The organism is Citreimonas salinaria (assembly GCF_900107235.1).
Classification (GTDB): Bacteria; Pseudomonadota; Alphaproteobacteria; order Rhodobacterales; family Rhodobacteraceae; genus Citreimonas; species Citreimonas salinaria.
Genome location: NZ_FNPF01000018.1, coordinates 52,502 through 66,428 on the forward strand (window position 1 = coordinate 52,502; position 13,927 = coordinate 66,428).

Here is a 13,927-nt window from a genome sequence, read left to right on the forward strand (position 1 = left end):
CCTCAGGATCGCGTCCCGGGCGGGCAGGGCGCGTCGTCGTGCTCGGGCGACAGCGCGCGGGCCTGGTCGCCGGCCGGGTCGTCGTATTGTCCCGACCGGATCGTCCAGACGAAGGTGGCAAGCCCCGCCAGCCCCATCAGAAGCGACACGGGTATGAGGATGACCAGAACGTTCATGCGTAGCGCCTTACCGCGTTGAGGGTGACCACCAGCGACGAGCCCGACATCGCCAGCGCCGCCCAGAACGGCGTGACGTGGCCCATCATCGCCAGCGGCACGGCCAGAGCGTTGTAGGCGATCGCGATGCTGATGTTCTGGCGCATCCGGCCCACGGCCCGGCCGGCAGTGGCCAGCGCCAGCGCCGCGCCCGACAGCCCGCTCGACAGCAGGACCACGTCGGCCGCGTTGCGCGCCGCGTCCAGCGCGGAGCCCGGCGCGATGCTGGCATGCGCCACCGCGAGGCAGCCGGTGTCGTTCAGCCCGTCGCCGACCATCAGCACCCGGTGCCCCTTGTCCGCCTCGCGCTCGACCCACGCGACCTTGTCGGCAGGCCGCAGGCGGCTCATCGCGCAGGCGATGCCAAGCGCATCGGCCACCCGCCGCACGGCCGCCGAGGTGTCGCCCGACAGCAGCGCCACGTCCCGCCCGGTCGCGCGGATGTCGCGCACCAGCGCCGGCGCGGACGGGTCGAGGCTTTCTGCGATCGGAAGGACGACCGGCGGCTGCGCTCCGATCTGCAGGCAGGTCGCGCCGTCGCCGGACGCGTCCAGCCATGCACAGCGCCCCAGCCGGACAACCTCGCCGTTCCAGCGCCCTTCGACGCCGTCGCCGCTGTATTCGCGCAGCGCGTCGACCGCGGCGGGCGCGATGCCGCGCGCCGACGCGGCCCGCGCGATGGCGCGCGAAACCGGGTGCGACGACCCGGCCGCAAGACCCGCCGCGATCGCCAGCGCGTCGTCGGGCACGCCCGCGCCCAGCGTCGGGGTGCCGCTGGTCAACGTGCCGGTCTTGTCGATCGCCACCATGTCGACCTCGGACAGCCGCTCCAGCGCGGTCTGCGATTTCACCACGATCCCCTGCCGGAACAGCCGCCCCGTCGCCACGGTCGAGACCGCGGGCACCGCCAGCGCCAGCGCGCAGGGGCAGGTGATGACCAGGACCGAGATCGCGATGTCCAGCGACAGCCAGCCGTCGCCCGTCATCGCCAGCCACGCGACGAAGGTCGCGGCCCCAAGCAGGTGCACGACCGGCGCGTAAAGCCGCGCGGCGCGGTCCGCGATGCCGGTGTAGCGGCTGCGCTGCGTTTCGGCAGTTGCCACGATCTCGGCCATCCGCGCCAGCGTCGTGTCGCGCCCGGCGCGGTCGACGCGCACCGTCAGCAGCCCGGTCAGCGAGGTCTCGCCCGCCGTCACCGCGTCGCCGGGGCCGGCGGGTTCCGGCGCGCTTTCGCCGGTCAGCACGGCGCGGTCCAGATCGGTACGCCCCGTCACGATGGTGCCGTCGGCCGGCAGGCGGTCGCCCGGGCGCACGCGGATCAGGTCGCCGGGCACCAGCGCCTCGGCGGCCACCACGGTCTCGCGCTCGCCGTCGAGGCGCAGGGCCTGCGGCGCCTCGAGCGCGGCAAGCTCGGCCGCGGCGGACCGCGCTGCGGCGCGGCCGCGCCGCTCCAGGTAGCGGCCGATCAGCAGGAAGAAGGTCAGCGCCAGCGCCGCGTCGAACCAGCCGGCGCGGTGGTTGAAGCCCAGCGCGCTGGCCATCGAGGCCGTGGTGGCCAGCACGATCGCGATCGAGATCGGGACGTCCATGTTGGTCCGCCCCTTGCGCAGCACCCCTGCGGCGGAGCGGAAGAACGGCTGGCCGGCAAAGGCCACCGCGGGGATCGTGATGCTCGCGGAAACTAGGTGGAACACCTGCGCCGTCACGCCGGTGGCGCCGCTCCAGACCGCGACCGACAACAGCATCACGTTCATCATGGCAAAGCCCGCCACGCCGATCCGCGTAAGCAGGTCGCGCGACACGGTATCCTGGGGACCCAGCCGGCCGGGGTCCAGCCGCTCGGCCCGGTGGCCGACCGCGGCCAGCGCCGCGACCAGCGGTGCCGTGGCCAGCGCGGGCGCGGTGACCGCCACACGCTTCAGCGTCAGGTTCACGCGGGCGGACTCGACCCCCGGCACCGCGTTCAGAGCGGATTCCACCGACGTGATGCAGGCGCCGCAATGGATGTCGGGCAGATGCAGCAGGTGCGTCGGCCTTCCGTCCGAAACCGCCTCGGGCGGCGGCAGCGCCGAGCAGGCAGGGCAGGCGGCGCTCATCGCGCGACCGTCAGGACGATGGCCTTCTGGAAGGCCGTGCCGTCGGGCGCGGTGGCGGCGATGTCCACCCGCCACGATCCGGGCGCAAGGTCGATGCGCGCCGCGCCGTCCACCAGCGTCAGGTCGTGGTCGTCCTTCGCCTCGGTCGGACGGCCCACATGCACGCTGAGGTCGACCGCGGGCGCCGGGCGGCCTTCGGCGGTGGTCAGCGCCACGCTCAGGCTGCCGGCATCGTAGCTTGCCTCGGCGGTCCAGCCCAGCGCCTGCTGCGCCTCGCGCCGCGCCTGGAAGGACTGGCTGGCGACGTAGGAGTTCGGCACTTCGAGGCCGGGAAAGCTGCGCACGGCGTTGACGGCCAGCGCCGCGTTCACGGCGATGATGATGCTGAAGCCAGCGACGAAGAGCGTGGCGACATGGCGTCCGGTCAGTTCGGTCATCAATTTTCGCTTCCGTTGAAGGTGGTGTCGACATGCGCGCGCTCGCCGCTGGTCATGTCCTGGACCCAGAACCGCACCCTGCTCGCGGCCTCGGTGGCCATGTCGGTGCCAGGCTCGGCGGTCAGGTAGACGCGCACGCGGCTCTGGGTGTCGGCGGGGACGGGCACGACGTGGCCGGGATGGCCCTCGATCTCCATCTCGGCCTGCGCGTCGGTCTCCAGCGAGGGCGCGAGCAGGAAGGCGCGGTCGTCGCCGTGCTTGTTCAGCAGCCGCACGTCGTAGGCGTTGCGCACGCTGCCGTCGGCCAGGGTGACGAAGGTGGGGTTGCGGATCGGCGCGACGGTCATCTCGATGTCGGGCCGGATGAACAGCGCGAACAGCAGCGCGAGCCCGACCGCCGACCAGATCGCGAAATAGGCGATGTTGCGCGGCCGGACGGCGTGGCGCCAGGCCGGGATCGGCTCGCCGCCCGCGGCCTCGCGTGGCGCGTCCGACAGCGCCACGTAGTCGATCAGCCCGCGCGGCCGGCCGGTCTTCTCCATGACCTGGTCGCAGGCGTCGATGCACAGCGCGCAGGTGATGCAGGCCATCTGCTGGCCGTCGCGGATGTCGATGCCCATCGGGCAGACGTTGACGCAGGCGTTGCAGTCGATGCAGTCGCCGGGCGGGCGGGTATCCTCGCCCTCGGGAATCTGGCGTTTCGCGGTGGTGGTGTTGGCGACGCCCGGCATCGGGATCAGCGGCGCGCGGCCGCCGACCTGCGGGCCGGTGATGCGCAGCGACTCCGCCGCCTCGCGCCGCTTGAGGCCCTTGCCCCGCGGCTCTCCGCGCCAGTCGCGATAGGCCACGGTCAGCGTGCCCTCGTCCATCATCGCGGCCTGGATGCGCGGCCAGGGGCACATGTAGATGCAGACCTGCTCGCGCATGAAGCCGCCGAAGACGAAGGTCGTCGCGGTCAGCAGCGCGATGGTCAGGTAGGCCACCCGCGGCGCGTCGAAGGTCACCAGGTCGCGCGCCAGCGTCGGCGCGTCGGTGAAGTAGAAGACCCACGCCCCGCCCGTGGCGACCGCGATCAGCAGCCAGATGGCCCAGGTGGTCAGCTTCAGCCGCCACTTGCGCAGGCTCCAGGCTGACTGGTGCAGTCGCATCCGCGCGTTGCGGTCGCCCTGGACCCAGCGCTCGACCACCAGGAACAGGTCGGTCCATACGGTCTGCGGGCAGGCATAGCCGCACCAGACGCGGCCCAGCGCCGCGGTGAACAGGAACAGCCCCAGCCCCGCCATGATCAGCAGGCCCGCGACGAAGTAGAACTCGTGCGGCCAGATCTCGATCCAGAAGAAGTAGAAGCGCCGGTTCGCCAGGTCGACCAGCACCGCCTGGTCGGGCAGGTTCGGGCCGCGGTCCCAGCGGATCCACGGCGTGAGGTAGTAGATCGCCAGCGTGACGATCAGGATGCCCCATTTCAGCCGCCGGTAATGGCCCGAGACGCGCCGCGGGAAAATCGGCACGCGGGCGGCGTAAAGCGCAGTCGACTGGTCAGTCATCGATTCGGTCTTTCCTGTTCGCGAGGCTCTTGTCGCGCCGCAGGCATCGACGCTCCTTGACGTGGATCAAGCGCGCGGGGAAATCAGACGGAACGAGGGCGGCCCCGTCTCCAGGACCGCCCCCGCCAGAGCCCGTCGCGTGGGGTGCGAACAGGGGTGCTCCGGGCTCTATTCCGTGCCGTCGGCGACCGGTGCCTCGCCGCCGCCGAGCCCGTGGACATAGGCGGCGACGGCGCGCACCTCGGCCTCGCGCAGGCGGCCGCCCCACGGGGGCATCACGCCGAACGGACCGTTGGCGATCACGTCCGTCAGCTGCTCGTCGGAATTGCCGTACAGCCAGATCGCGTCGGTCAGGTTCGGCGCGCCCATCGTGCGCTCGCCCCGCGCGTCGGCGCCGTGGCAGGCGGCGCAATTCGACTCGAACAGCGCGCCGCCGGGGCCGGCCAGCGGGTCCTGCCCGCCGGGCAGCGCCTGCACGTGGGCCACCAGCGTGGCGATCTCGTCGCGGCTCAGCATGTCGCCGAAGCCGGGCATCTGCGACCAGCGCGCCTCGGGGTCGGCCTCGTTCCGGATGCCGTGGCGCACGGTGTAGGCGATGTCCTCGATCATGCCGCCCCACAGCCATTCGTCGTCCAGCAGGTTGGGATAGCCCGGCGCACCCGCCGCGCCCGATCCGTGGCATTGCGAGCAATGCGTGCGGAACACCGCGGCCCCCGCGTTCGTGGCGAAGGCCAGCAGCGGCTCGTTGCGGTCCAGCGCCGAAAGGTCGGTGGTGACCAGGGCTTCGCGCATCTGGGCCTGGCTGGCATCCACCTCGGCGATTTCGCGGGCCACGTCGTTGCGGGCGGTCCAGCCCAGCACGCCCTCGGTGGCGCGGCTGGCCAGCGGCCAGGCCGGGTAGAGGATCACGTAGATCACCGAGAACAGGATCGTCGCGTAGAAGGTCCACAGCCACCAGCGCGGCAGCGGGTTGTTCAGTTCTTCGATGCCGTCCCACTGGTGGCCGGTGGTTTCCGTGCCGGTGACGGGGTCGATGCGGCGCTTGGTCATGGCTGCTTCTCCTGGAGGGGCCGGCGGGGGCTTTCGGCGCCGGGCCGGGCGGTGCCCGCGATCCGGGCCGGCTGCGCCTCGTCGTGAAAGATCGCCCGCGCCGCGTCGTCGTGCAGGGCGCGCGAGCCGGGGCGGTAGGCCCACAGGCACACGAAGACGAAGATCAGCGTCAGGGCCAGCAGCGCCCAGCTGTCGGCGAATTCGCGCAGGATGGTGTAGGTGTCTTGCATCGCGGCCTTCCTCAGCGGCTGGCATCGGCCACGAAGGTCGAGAAATCGACCAGCGTGCCAAGCATTTGCAGGTAGGCGATCAGGGCATCCATCTCGGTCAGCGCCGGGTCGCCGTCGAAATTGCGCACTTGCGCGCCGGGATAGCGTTCCAGCAGGCCGGCGGTGTCGCCGTAGGGATCGACCTGGACGCGGAAATCGGCCTTCGCGCTGGCGATCATCTCGTCGGTGTAGGGAACGCCGACCATCGCGTGCGTCTCGAGCAGCTCGTCGATGTGTTCGCCGTCGATGCGCGCGCGCGCGAGGTAGTCGTATTTCGGCATCACGCTTTCGGGCACAACGGTCTGCGGATCGGCGAAGTGGTCCACGTGCCATTCGTCCGAATACCGCCCGCCGACGCGCGCCAGGTCGGGCCCGGTGCGCTTCGACCCCCACTGGAACGGGTGGTCGTACATCGATTCCGCCGCAAGGCTGTAATGCCCGTAGCGCTCGACCTCGTCGCGCATCGGCCGGATCATCTGGCTGTGGCAGACATAGCAGCCCTCGCGCACGTAGATGTCGCGGCCCGCCAGCTCCAGCGGCGAGTACGGGCGCATGCCCTCCACTTCCTCGATCGTGTTCTCGAGCCAGAACAGCGGCGCGATCTCGACGATGCCGCCGATGCTGACCACCAGGAACGAGGCGACCAGAAGCAGCGTCGCGTTGCGCTCCAGCACGCCGTGCTTGTCGATCAGCCTGGTGTGGTGCGGCAATTCGTTCGGGATGCCGTCACCGCCAAGCTGCGTGACCTTGGGGTCCCTGTCGGCCGGAGGGATCTTGTCGTTGTCTCTTGTCATCTTCTCACTCCGCGGGAACGGTGGCGGTTGTGGCGCTGGATTGCGGCGCACGGATGGTCATCCACATGTTCCAGACCATCACCAGCGCGCCGGCCAGGTAGAGGACGCCGCCCAGGCCACGGACCACGTACATCGGGAACTTTGCGGCGACGGTGTCGGCGAACGAGTTGACCAGGAAGCCGTTGTCGTCGACCTCGCGCCACATCAGGCCCTCCATGATGCCGGTCACCCACATCGAGGCCGCGTAGAGGACGATTCCCAGCGTCGCGAGCCAGAAGTGCAGGTTGATCGCCGCCATCGAGTGCATCTGCTTCTGCCCCCACAGCTTGGGCGTCAGGAAGTAGAGGCAGGCGAAGGTGATCAGCCCGTTCCAGCCCAGCGCACCGGAATGCACGTGACCGATGGTCCAGTCGGTGTAGTGGCTCAGAGAGTTGACCGCCCGGATAGACATCATCGGGCCTTCGAAGGTCGACATGCCGTAGAAGGCGAGCGAGGCCACGAACATGCGGATGATCGGGTCGGTGCGGATCTTGTCCCACGCGCCTTCCAGCGTCATCAGGCCGTTGATCATGCCGCCCCAGCTGGGCATCCACAGCATGACCGAGAACACCATCCCCAGCGTCGCCGCCCATTCGGGCAGGGCGGTGTAGTGCAGGTGGTGCGGACCGGCCCAGATATACAGGAAGATCAGCGCCCAGAAGTGGATGATCGACAGCTTGTAGCTGTAGATCGGCCGCCCGGCCTGCTTGGGGACGAAGTAGTACATCATCCCCAGGAAACCCGCCGTCAGGAAGAAGCCGACCGCGTTGTGGCCGTACCACCACTGGGTCATCGCGTCCTGCACGCCGGCGAAGACCTGCACCGACTTGCTGCCCCAGATGCTGACCGGGATCGACAGGTTGTTGACCACGTGCAGCATGGCGACGGTCACGATGAACGCCAGGTAGAACCAGTTGGCGACGTAGATGTGCCGCTCGCGCCGCTTGAAGATCGTGCCCATGAAGACGGCCAGGTAGACCAGCCAGATGATGGTCAGCCAGATGTCGACGTACCATTCGGGCTCGGCGTATTCCTTGGACTGGGTCGAGCCCAGCAGGTAGCCGGTCGCCGCCAGCACGATGAACAGCTGATAGCCCCAGAACACGAACCACGCGGCGTTGCCGCCCCACAGCCGCGCGGCGCTGGTGCGCTGGACCACGTAGAACGACGTGGCGATCAGCGCGTTGCCGCCGAAGGCGAAGATCACCGCGCTGGTGTGCAGCGGGCGCAGGCGGCCGAAGTTCGCGAAGCCCTCGGACCAATCGAAGTTCAGCTCCGGAAAGGCCAGCTGGAACGCGATGAACGTCCCCACCAGGAACCCGGCGATGCCCCAGAAGGCCGTGGCGATGACGCCGGCGCGGATCGGGCCGTCCATGTAGGCGGTCTCGGCGTGGACGGGGCGGGCGTCGCCCGTGCGGCCGACCTCCCACAGGAACAGGCCGCCAGCCATCAGCATGACGATCACCGCGTGGGTCGAATAGGCCAGGTCGCGCCCCCAATCCGCCGCGATGGCGGCGAACAGCGCGATCAGCGCCAGAACGGCGAGCTTCAGGTACTCCATGACATCTCCTGCGAATCCAGCCTCCGGACGGCAAAGGCGCCGACCCCATCCCACGCGGCGGGCGGCGCGGCCTTGACATGGATCAACCGGCGCGGGGATCGTGGCGGGACCGGCCCGCGCGGCCTCGATGCCGTCCGCTCGGGGCATTTGATCCCGATCAAGGCGGAGCGACCCGCGCGGACGCAGAGTCGGGCCAAGCTTGCGCACCCAAGGAGACCGCAATGTCCTACAGAACGCTTTCCACGATCTCGATGGATGGCAGCCCCGATGCCGTGGAGGCCGCGATCGCGTGCGCCCGGCTCTGGTCGGCCCACCTGGACGTGACCTGCACGGCCCAGTGCCGGATCGAGCCGGGGATCATGTTCGCCCCCGAAGTGGGCGTGGTCGACGAGGCGATGGTGCACGAAGCGATGGAAACGCTGGAAGCCGCCGAGGAACGGATGCGGCAACGCCTGGCGGGGGAATCCTTCGGCTGGTCGGTGCGGACCGATGTCATCCGCAGCATCGACACGTTGCGCCGGATCGCGTCCGACCAGCGCTACTCGGACCTGGTCGTGCTGTCCGCGCCCGGCGAGGACCCCGCCGCGCAGGAGATGCTGGAAACGGTGCTGCACAACACCCGCGTGCCGGTGCTGGTCGTGCCCGAGGGGGTCGAGCCGCGCTTCGACCGGATCGTGGTAGCCTGGGACGAAAGCGACGTGGCGCTGGCCGCCGCCCGCGCCGCCCTGCCGCTGCTGACGCGCGCCGGCAGCGTCGGCATCGTCACCGTCGACCCCGAGCGCGACACCTCGGGCCACGACCTGGCGGTGATGCTGGACCGCGCCGGGATCACGGCGCCCGTCACCGCCGTGGCCAGCAGCGGGCGCGGAATCCCGAAAGCCTTGGCGGCCCATGCGCGCGACGTCGACGCGCAGCTGGTCGTCATGGGTGCCTACGGCCACCGCCGGTTGCGCGACATGATCCTGGGCGGCGTCAGCCGCACCATGCTGCGCGACACGGCCGTGCCCCTGCTGGTCGCCCGCTGAGGGTCAGACGATCAGGCCGCCATCGCCGTCATCCCCGGCTTCCAGCGCCAGCGCGCCGAAGTCGGGGATGCGGATGTCGCGGTTGGACGTCATCTCGATCAGGCCGTCCTTGCGCAGGGCGGTCATCTGCCGGCTGGTGGTCTCGATCGTCAGGCCCAGGTGGTCGGCGATCGCCTCGCGTGACAGCGGCAGGCGCATCGTCACCGCGCCGGCCAGCGCGTCGCCAGCGGCGGCCTGGCGCCGCGCCAGGCTGATCAGGAAGGTCGCCACCTTCTCGCGCGCGGTCATCCGGCCCAGCACCACGGCCCAGTCGCGCGCGGCGTCCAGCTCGTCCAGCGTCATCTTCAGCAGGCGGCTGGCCACGTGCGGCGTCTTGCGCAGCAGGTCCTCGAAGGCGCGCCGCTCGAACCGGCACAGGGTCACCTCGCTCAGCGCCTCGACGTCGAAGGCCGCGCGCGCGCGGCCGGGGCGGCCGATGTAATCCGACGGCAGAAGCAGCCCGACGGTCTGCCGCCGCCCGTCCTCCAGCGTGCGCGACATCGTCGCACAGCCCGTCACGATGGACGAAAAATGCGTCAGCGACTCGCCGGCGGACGCCAGCGGCGCGCCGGCGGGAATCGTGCGATAGGACTTGATCGACGACAGCATCTCGAGTTCGTCGCTGTCGCATTCGGCGCAGACCGCGCTGTGGCGGATCGGACAGGAGGCGCAGGGCACCACGGGGGTCAGCTTTGACATGGCCTTTATTTACCGCTCCATTTGATCCGGATCAATGTGCACGACGTGGGGTTACGCGACTTTCGCGGAATGAACCACGATCCCCTCCGCCAGGCGCTGCTGACCGCCCGCGTACCCCGCTACACCAGCTATCCGCCCGCCGACCGCTTCACCGACGCGGTCGGCGCCACCGAAAAGACCGCGTGGCTGGGCGCGGTCGCGCCGGGCAGCGCGGTCTCGCTTTACGTCCATGTGCCCTTCTGCCGACGGTTGTGCTGGTTCTGCGCCTGCCGCACGCAGGGGACGCGCAGCGATGCGCCGCTGGACCGCTACCTCGAGCACCTCGCGCAGGAAATCGCGCTGACGCGGCGCGTCATGCCGGAATCGGTCCTCGTCTCGGGGGTGAATCTGGGGGGCGGGACGCCGACGCTGCTGTCGCCCGACCGGATCGACCGCCTGGGCGGGCTGATCGCGGGCGCCTTCGACATCGGCGGCGCCGAGATCAGCGCCGAGATCGACCCCACCGATTGCGACGAGGCGCGCATCGACGCGCTGGTGGCCCTTGGGCTGAGCCGCGCCTCGGTCGGCGTGCAGGACTTCGACCCGCAGGTTCAGGCCGCGATCGGCCGGACGCAATCGGTGGCGGCGACGCGCGACACGGTCCACGCGCTTCGGCGGCGCGGCATCGGCAGCGTGAACATCGACCTGCTCTACGGGCTGCCGCACCAGGACCCCGCGCGCCTGGGCCGCACGATCGAGAGTGTGCTGGCCCTGTCGCCCAACCGCATCGCGCTTTACGGCTATGCCCACGTGCCCTGGATCGCCCGCCGCCAGAGGCTGATCCCCGAAGACGCGCTGCCCTCGCCCGAAGCGCGCCTCGCGCTGGCGGAACTGGGCCGGGCCCGTCTGATCGACGCGGGCTACGTCGCGGTCGGAATCGATCATTTCGCGCGCCCGCACGACGCGCTGGCGCAGGCCGCGCGGAGCGGCGTGCTGCGGCGCGCTTTCCAGGGCTACACCCTCGACGGGGCGGAAACGCTGGTCGGTTTCGGCCCCTCGGCGATCTCGCGCTTCGTCCAGGGCTACGTGCAGAACCCCGCGTCCACCGAAGCCTGGCAACGCAGCGTGGGCGCCGGTGGCATCGCGGCCGCTCGCGGCGTCGTCCTGACCGACCGCGACCGTGTCCTGGCGACGGTGGTGGAACGCCTGATGTGCGACGGCGCGGTCGATCTCGCGCAGCTCGGCGCGGCGCCCGGGTCCGATCTCGTCGCGGCCGCCGGCGCCGCGCTCGAACGCTATCCGGGCGCCGGGACCTTCGATGGGGCGGTTCTTCGACTGTCCGACCGCCGTGCCGCCCGCCTCGTCGCGCACGCGATCGAGACCGCGGTGACGGGCGCCTCTACCCCCGTGTCCCGCTACAGCCTGGCCAGCTGAAGGCGGTTGGTTTGGCGCGGCCCCGCGCGGGGTGGGTGCGGGACCGTTTCTTAACGGTTCGTGAATCCGTCTCCGTAACCCGTTGATTTACCGTGGGCGGACGGATGTCCCATCGTGGGACATCCCGTTGGGTCCGGCTGCCTCCACCCCCGCTCCGCCGCCCCCGATGTCCAGCGGCGCGACCGAAACGGTCTTGATGATGGCATGGACCTGCGAGCCGGGTTCCAGCCGCAGCGCCTCGGCCGAGCGGCGGGTGATCCGCGCCAGCAGCCGCCCGGCGGGGGTTTCCAGCGCGACGATCGTGCCCGGCCCCGCGCCCGGGCGCAGCTCCTGCACGACGCCCGGAAGGATGTTCAGCGCCGACAGCCCGTCGGGCCGCTGCCGCGCCAGGATCACGTCATGCGCCGAGATCCGCACCCGCAGCGTGTCGCCCGGCGGTGCCCCGACCCGCGGCAGGAACAGCGGCGTGCCGCCCGCGTCCAGTTCGGTCAGCCCGTCGGCGTGATGGTGCGCCACGCGGGCCTGCACCACGGCCCCCGCCTCGCGCGCGCCGGTCGGCAGCACGGCCGGATCCGCCAGCATCTCGGCCGCCGGCCCCTGCGCCACCACGCGGCCCGCATCCAGCGCGACGATCGTGGTGGCCAGCCGCGCGACCTCGGTGGCGGAATGGCTGACATAGAGGATCGGGATGCTGACCTCGTCGCGCAGACGCTCGAAATAGGGCAGGATCTCGGCCTTGCGCGCCTCGTCCAGCGCGGCCAGTGGTTCGTCCGCGAGGATAAGGCGCGGCGCCGACAGCAGCGCCCGCCCGATCGCCACGCGCTGCTTCTCGCCGCCCGACAAGGCACCGGGCCGCCGGTCGAGAAGCGACCCGATGCCCAGGAGCTCCACCACCCGGTCACGGTTCTCGCGGGGGGCGTGCCGGGGCGCGAACCAGGCGCCGTAGGCCAGGTTCTGCCGCACGGTCAGGTGCGGAAACAGCCGTCCCTCCTGAAAGATGTAGCCCAGCCGGCGGCGATGCGACTTCAGGCGGATGCCACGCTTGGTGTCCAGCAGCGTCCGGTCGCCGGCCACGATCCGCCCCTCGTCGGGCATCAGCAGGCCCGCCACGGCGTTCACTATGGTGGTCTTGCCCGACCCCGAGCGGCCGAACAGCACCGTCAGCCCCGGCGGCGCCATGAACTCGGCATCCAGCGCGAAGGCGCCCAGTCGGTGCCGGAGGCGGACCGAAAGCGTCACGCCCGTCCCATCCGCGCCGCCACCCGGCGCGCGATCAGTTCCGACAGCACCAGCGCGGCCGCGGCGATCGCGATCGACAGCGCCGCCAGCCGTGCGGCCCGCGCCTCGCCGCCCGGGGTTTCCAGCAGCAGGTTGATCGCCAGCGGGATGGTCTGGGTCTGGCCGGGGATGTTCGACACGAAGGTGATCGTCGCGCCGAACTCTCCCATGCCCTTGGCGAAGGTCAGCACGGTGCCCGCGATGATGCCCGGCAGGATCAGCGGCAGGGTCACGGTCAGGAATACCCAGATGCGCGAGGCGCCGAGCGTCGCCGCGGCCTGTTCCAGCCTCGGGTCCACGGCTTCGAGCGACAGGCGCACCGCGCGGACCATGAAGGGGAACGCCATCACGCCCGAAGCCAGCGCCGCCCCGGTCCAGCGGAAGGCGAAGCTGATCCCAAACCAGCTTTCGAGGAACCCGCCCACCGGGCCGCGCGCCCCGAAGGCCACAAGCAGCAGGTAACCCGTGACCACCGGGGGCATGATCAGCGGCAGGTGGACCGTGACGTTCAGCAACTCGCGGCCAGCAAACCGCCAGCGCGCCAGCGCGTAGGCCACGAAGATCCCCAGCGGCAGGCTGAACAGCGTGGCCCAGAACGCCACCCGCAGCGACAGGCGCACCGCTTCCCATTCCGCCGGGCTCAGCCAGTCCAGCATCGCCTATTCAGTCAGCACGGCGAAGCCCTGCCGCGCGAAAACCTCGCGCGCCGCCGGGCCGCGAAGAAAGGCGAGGAAATCCGCCTCGGCCGGGACGTCACGCGTCGAAAGGTCTGCGACCGGGTAGACGATGGGCGGGTGCGTCGCAGCGGGGAAAGCGCCCACCACCGTCACGGCGGGTTCGGCCAGCGCATCCGAGGCGTAGACGATGCCGAACGGCGCCTCTCCCCGCGCGACGAGCGCGAGCGCGCCGCGCACGTTGTTGGCCTGCGCCACACGGTCCGCCACGTCGTCCCACATCCCGAGCTCTTGCAGCGCGAGCTTGCCGTAGATGCCGGCAGGCACGGCGTCGACCAGAGCCATGGCCAGCCTACCATCGCCCAGGATACCGGACAGGTCGACGCCAGGCTCGATCTCGACCGGCGCGGCGTCCGGATCGAAGGCGATCAGGACCAGCGAATTGCCCAGCAGGTCGAACCGCGTCCCCGGCTCGATCAGTCCGTCGGCTTCGATTGCGTCCATCCAGTCGGTGCTGGCCGAGATGAAGATGTCCGCCGGCGCGCGCTGCCGGATCTGCCGTGCCAGCGCCGACGACCCGGCAAGAGACACGACGAGGTCATGGCCGGTGGCGTCTTCGAAGGCGGTCTCGATCTCGGCCAAGGCGTCGGCCAGACTGGCCGCGGCGAAGACGGTGACCTGCTCTGCCGCCGCGACCGCCGGCAGACCGAAGGCCACGACGATCGCACGGGCCGCGCTGAGGCGCGGGCGTGGTCCGACGGGGCGTTTTGCTTTCGGCATCATGCCGAAGCCTT

General features: G+C 70.7%; 14 protein-coding genes. 2 read left to right on the top strand and 12 right to left on the bottom strand.

Annotated elements, in window-relative coordinates; all coding sequences use genetic code 11:
* Positions 1 to 2: 2 nt before the first annotated feature.
* From ccoS to ccoN, 8 genes are all read right to left on the bottom strand, one after another.
* Positions 3 to 176 carry a cbb3-type cytochrome oxidase assembly protein CcoS gene (ccoS, locus tag BLW27_RS17390; protein ID WP_089885284.1) on the bottom strand — a complete coding sequence of 58 codons (174 nt, stop codon included), beginning with the start codon at positions 174 to 176 and terminating at the stop codon, positions 3 to 5.
* Entirely contained in the window at positions 173 to 2,311 is a 2,139-nt protein-coding gene (locus BLW27_RS17395) for a heavy metal translocating P-type ATPase (protein WP_089885286.1), read from the bottom strand. The genes ccoS and BLW27_RS17395 overlap by 4 nt, the downstream gene beginning before the upstream one ends.
* Positions 2,308 to 2,748, bottom strand: coding sequence for a FixH family protein (locus BLW27_RS17400; RefSeq protein ID WP_089885288.1), 441 nt, complete (start codon positions 2,746 to 2,748; stop codon positions 2,308 to 2,310). Before BLW27_RS17400 ends, BLW27_RS17395 begins: the two co-directional genes overlap by 4 nt.
* On the bottom strand, positions 2,748 to 4,292 hold the full coding sequence (ccoG, locus tag BLW27_RS17405) for a cytochrome c oxidase accessory protein CcoG (RefSeq protein ID WP_089885291.1): 1,545 nt from the start codon (positions 4,290 to 4,292) through the stop codon (positions 2,748 to 2,750). The genes BLW27_RS17400 and ccoG overlap by 1 nt, the downstream gene beginning before the upstream one ends.
* A 168-nt stretch (positions 4,293 to 4,460) precedes the next feature.
* The gene (ccoP, locus tag BLW27_RS17410) at positions 4,461 to 5,342 is read right to left on the bottom strand and encodes a cytochrome-c oxidase, cbb3-type subunit III (RefSeq protein WP_089885293.1); all 882 of its coding nucleotides are present in this window, start codon (positions 5,340 to 5,342) and stop codon (positions 4,461 to 4,463) included.
* Positions 5,339 to 5,572, bottom strand: coding sequence for a cbb3-type cytochrome c oxidase subunit 3 (locus BLW27_RS17415; protein WP_089885295.1), 234 nt, complete (start codon positions 5,570 to 5,572; stop codon positions 5,339 to 5,341). Before BLW27_RS17415 ends, ccoP begins: the two co-directional genes overlap by 4 nt.
* An 11-nt stretch (positions 5,573 to 5,583) precedes the next feature.
* Positions 5,584 to 6,405 carry a cytochrome-c oxidase, cbb3-type subunit II gene (gene ccoO, locus BLW27_RS17420; protein ID WP_089885297.1) on the bottom strand — a complete coding sequence of 274 codons (822 nt, stop codon included), beginning with the start codon at positions 6,403 to 6,405 and terminating at the stop codon, positions 5,584 to 5,586.
* 4 nt (positions 6,406 to 6,409) lie between these two features.
* The gene (ccoN, locus tag BLW27_RS17425; protein WP_089885300.1) at positions 6,410 to 8,005 is read right to left on the bottom strand and encodes a cytochrome-c oxidase, cbb3-type subunit I; all 1,596 of its coding nucleotides are present in this window, start codon (positions 8,003 to 8,005) and stop codon (positions 6,410 to 6,412) included.
* Between the two features lie 221 nt (positions 8,006 to 8,226).
* Between ccoN and BLW27_RS17430 the strand changes: the two genes are divergently transcribed.
* A complete protein-coding gene (locus BLW27_RS17430) occupies positions 8,227 to 9,030 on the top strand; it encodes a universal stress protein (RefSeq protein ID WP_143042332.1) in 804 nt (267 codons plus the stop codon).
* Positions 9,031 to 9,033: 3 nt separating this feature from the next.
* On the opposite strand, the gene fnrL is transcribed toward BLW27_RS17430, so the two are convergent.
* Positions 9,034 to 9,768, bottom strand: coding sequence for a transcriptional regulator FnrL (fnrL, locus tag BLW27_RS17435; protein ID WP_089885303.1), 735 nt, complete (start codon positions 9,766 to 9,768; stop codon positions 9,034 to 9,036).
* Positions 9,769 to 9,837: 69 nt separating this feature from the next.
* Here fnrL and hemN point away from each other — a divergent pair, with 69 nt between their 5' ends.
* The gene (gene hemN / locus BLW27_RS17440) at positions 9,838 to 11,181 is read left to right on the top strand and encodes an oxygen-independent coproporphyrinogen III oxidase (protein WP_089885305.1); all 1,344 of its coding nucleotides are present in this window, start codon (positions 9,838 to 9,840) and stop codon (positions 11,179 to 11,181) included.
* Positions 11,182 to 11,268: 87 nt separating this feature from the next.
* Here hemN and modC read toward each other — a convergent pair whose 3' ends face one another.
* The 3 genes from modC to modA are packed head-to-tail and all read right to left on the bottom strand — an operon-like array spanning position 11,269 to position 13,916.
* Positions 11,269 to 12,420, bottom strand: coding sequence for a molybdenum ABC transporter ATP-binding protein (modC, locus tag BLW27_RS17445; RefSeq protein WP_089885306.1), 1,152 nt, complete (start codon positions 12,418 to 12,420; stop codon positions 11,269 to 11,271).
* Positions 12,417 to 13,115 carry a molybdate ABC transporter permease subunit gene (gene modB, locus BLW27_RS17450; RefSeq protein WP_089885308.1) on the bottom strand — a complete coding sequence of 233 codons (699 nt, stop codon included), beginning with the start codon at positions 13,113 to 13,115 and terminating at the stop codon, positions 12,417 to 12,419. Before modB ends, modC begins: the two co-directional genes overlap by 4 nt.
* A 3-nt stretch (positions 13,116 to 13,118) precedes the next feature.
* Positions 13,119 to 13,916, bottom strand: a complete 798-nt coding sequence (modA, locus tag BLW27_RS17455) for a molybdate ABC transporter substrate-binding protein (RefSeq protein WP_245710924.1) — start codon at positions 13,914 to 13,916, stop codon at positions 13,119 to 13,121.
* Between the last annotated feature and the right edge of the window lie 11 nt (positions 13,917 to 13,927).

Bases quoted from the DNA above. Each gene is read 5' to 3' on its own strand.
- ccoS (WP_089885284.1), bottom strand. From the start codon at position 176: ATGAACGTTCTGGTCATCCTCATACCCGTGTCGCTTCTGATGGGGCTG.
- BLW27_RS17395 (WP_089885286.1), bottom strand. From the start codon at position 2,311: ATGAGCGCCGCCTGCCCTGCCTGCTCGGCGCTGCCGCCGCCCGAGGCG.
- BLW27_RS17400 (WP_089885288.1), bottom strand. From the start codon at position 2,748: ATGACCGAACTGACCGGACGCCATGTCGCCACGCTCTTCGTCGCTGGC.
- ccoG (WP_089885291.1), bottom strand. From the start codon at position 4,292: ATGACTGACCAGTCGACTGCGCTTTACGCCGCCCGCGTGCCGATTTTC.
- ccoP (WP_089885293.1), bottom strand. From the start codon at position 5,342: ATGACCAAGCGCCGCATCGACCCCGTCACCGGCACGGAAACCACCGGC.
- BLW27_RS17415 (WP_089885295.1), bottom strand. From the start codon at position 5,572: ATGCAAGACACCTACACCATCCTGCGCGAATTCGCCGACAGCTGGGCG.
- ccoO (WP_089885297.1), bottom strand. From the start codon at position 6,405: ATGACAAGAGACAACGACAAGATCCCTCCGGCCGACAGGGACCCCAAG.
- ccoN (WP_089885300.1), bottom strand. From the start codon at position 8,005: ATGGAGTACCTGAAGCTCGCCGTTCTGGCGCTGATCGCGCTGTTCGCC.
- BLW27_RS17430 (WP_143042332.1), top strand. From the start codon at position 8,227: ATGTCCTACAGAACGCTTTCCACGATCTCGATGGATGGCAGCCCCGAT.
- fnrL (WP_089885303.1), bottom strand. From the start codon at position 9,768: ATGTCAAAGCTGACCCCCGTGGTGCCCTGCGCCTCCTGTCCGATCCGC.
- hemN (WP_089885305.1), top strand. From the start codon at position 9,838: ATGAACCACGATCCCCTCCGCCAGGCGCTGCTGACCGCCCGCGTACCC.
- modB (WP_089885308.1), bottom strand. From the start codon at position 13,115: ATGCTGGACTGGCTGAGCCCGGCGGAATGGGAAGCGGTGCGCCTGTCG.
- modA (WP_245710924.1), bottom strand. From the start codon at position 13,916: ATGATGCCGAAAGCAAAACGCCCCGTCGGACCACGCCCGCGCCTCAGC.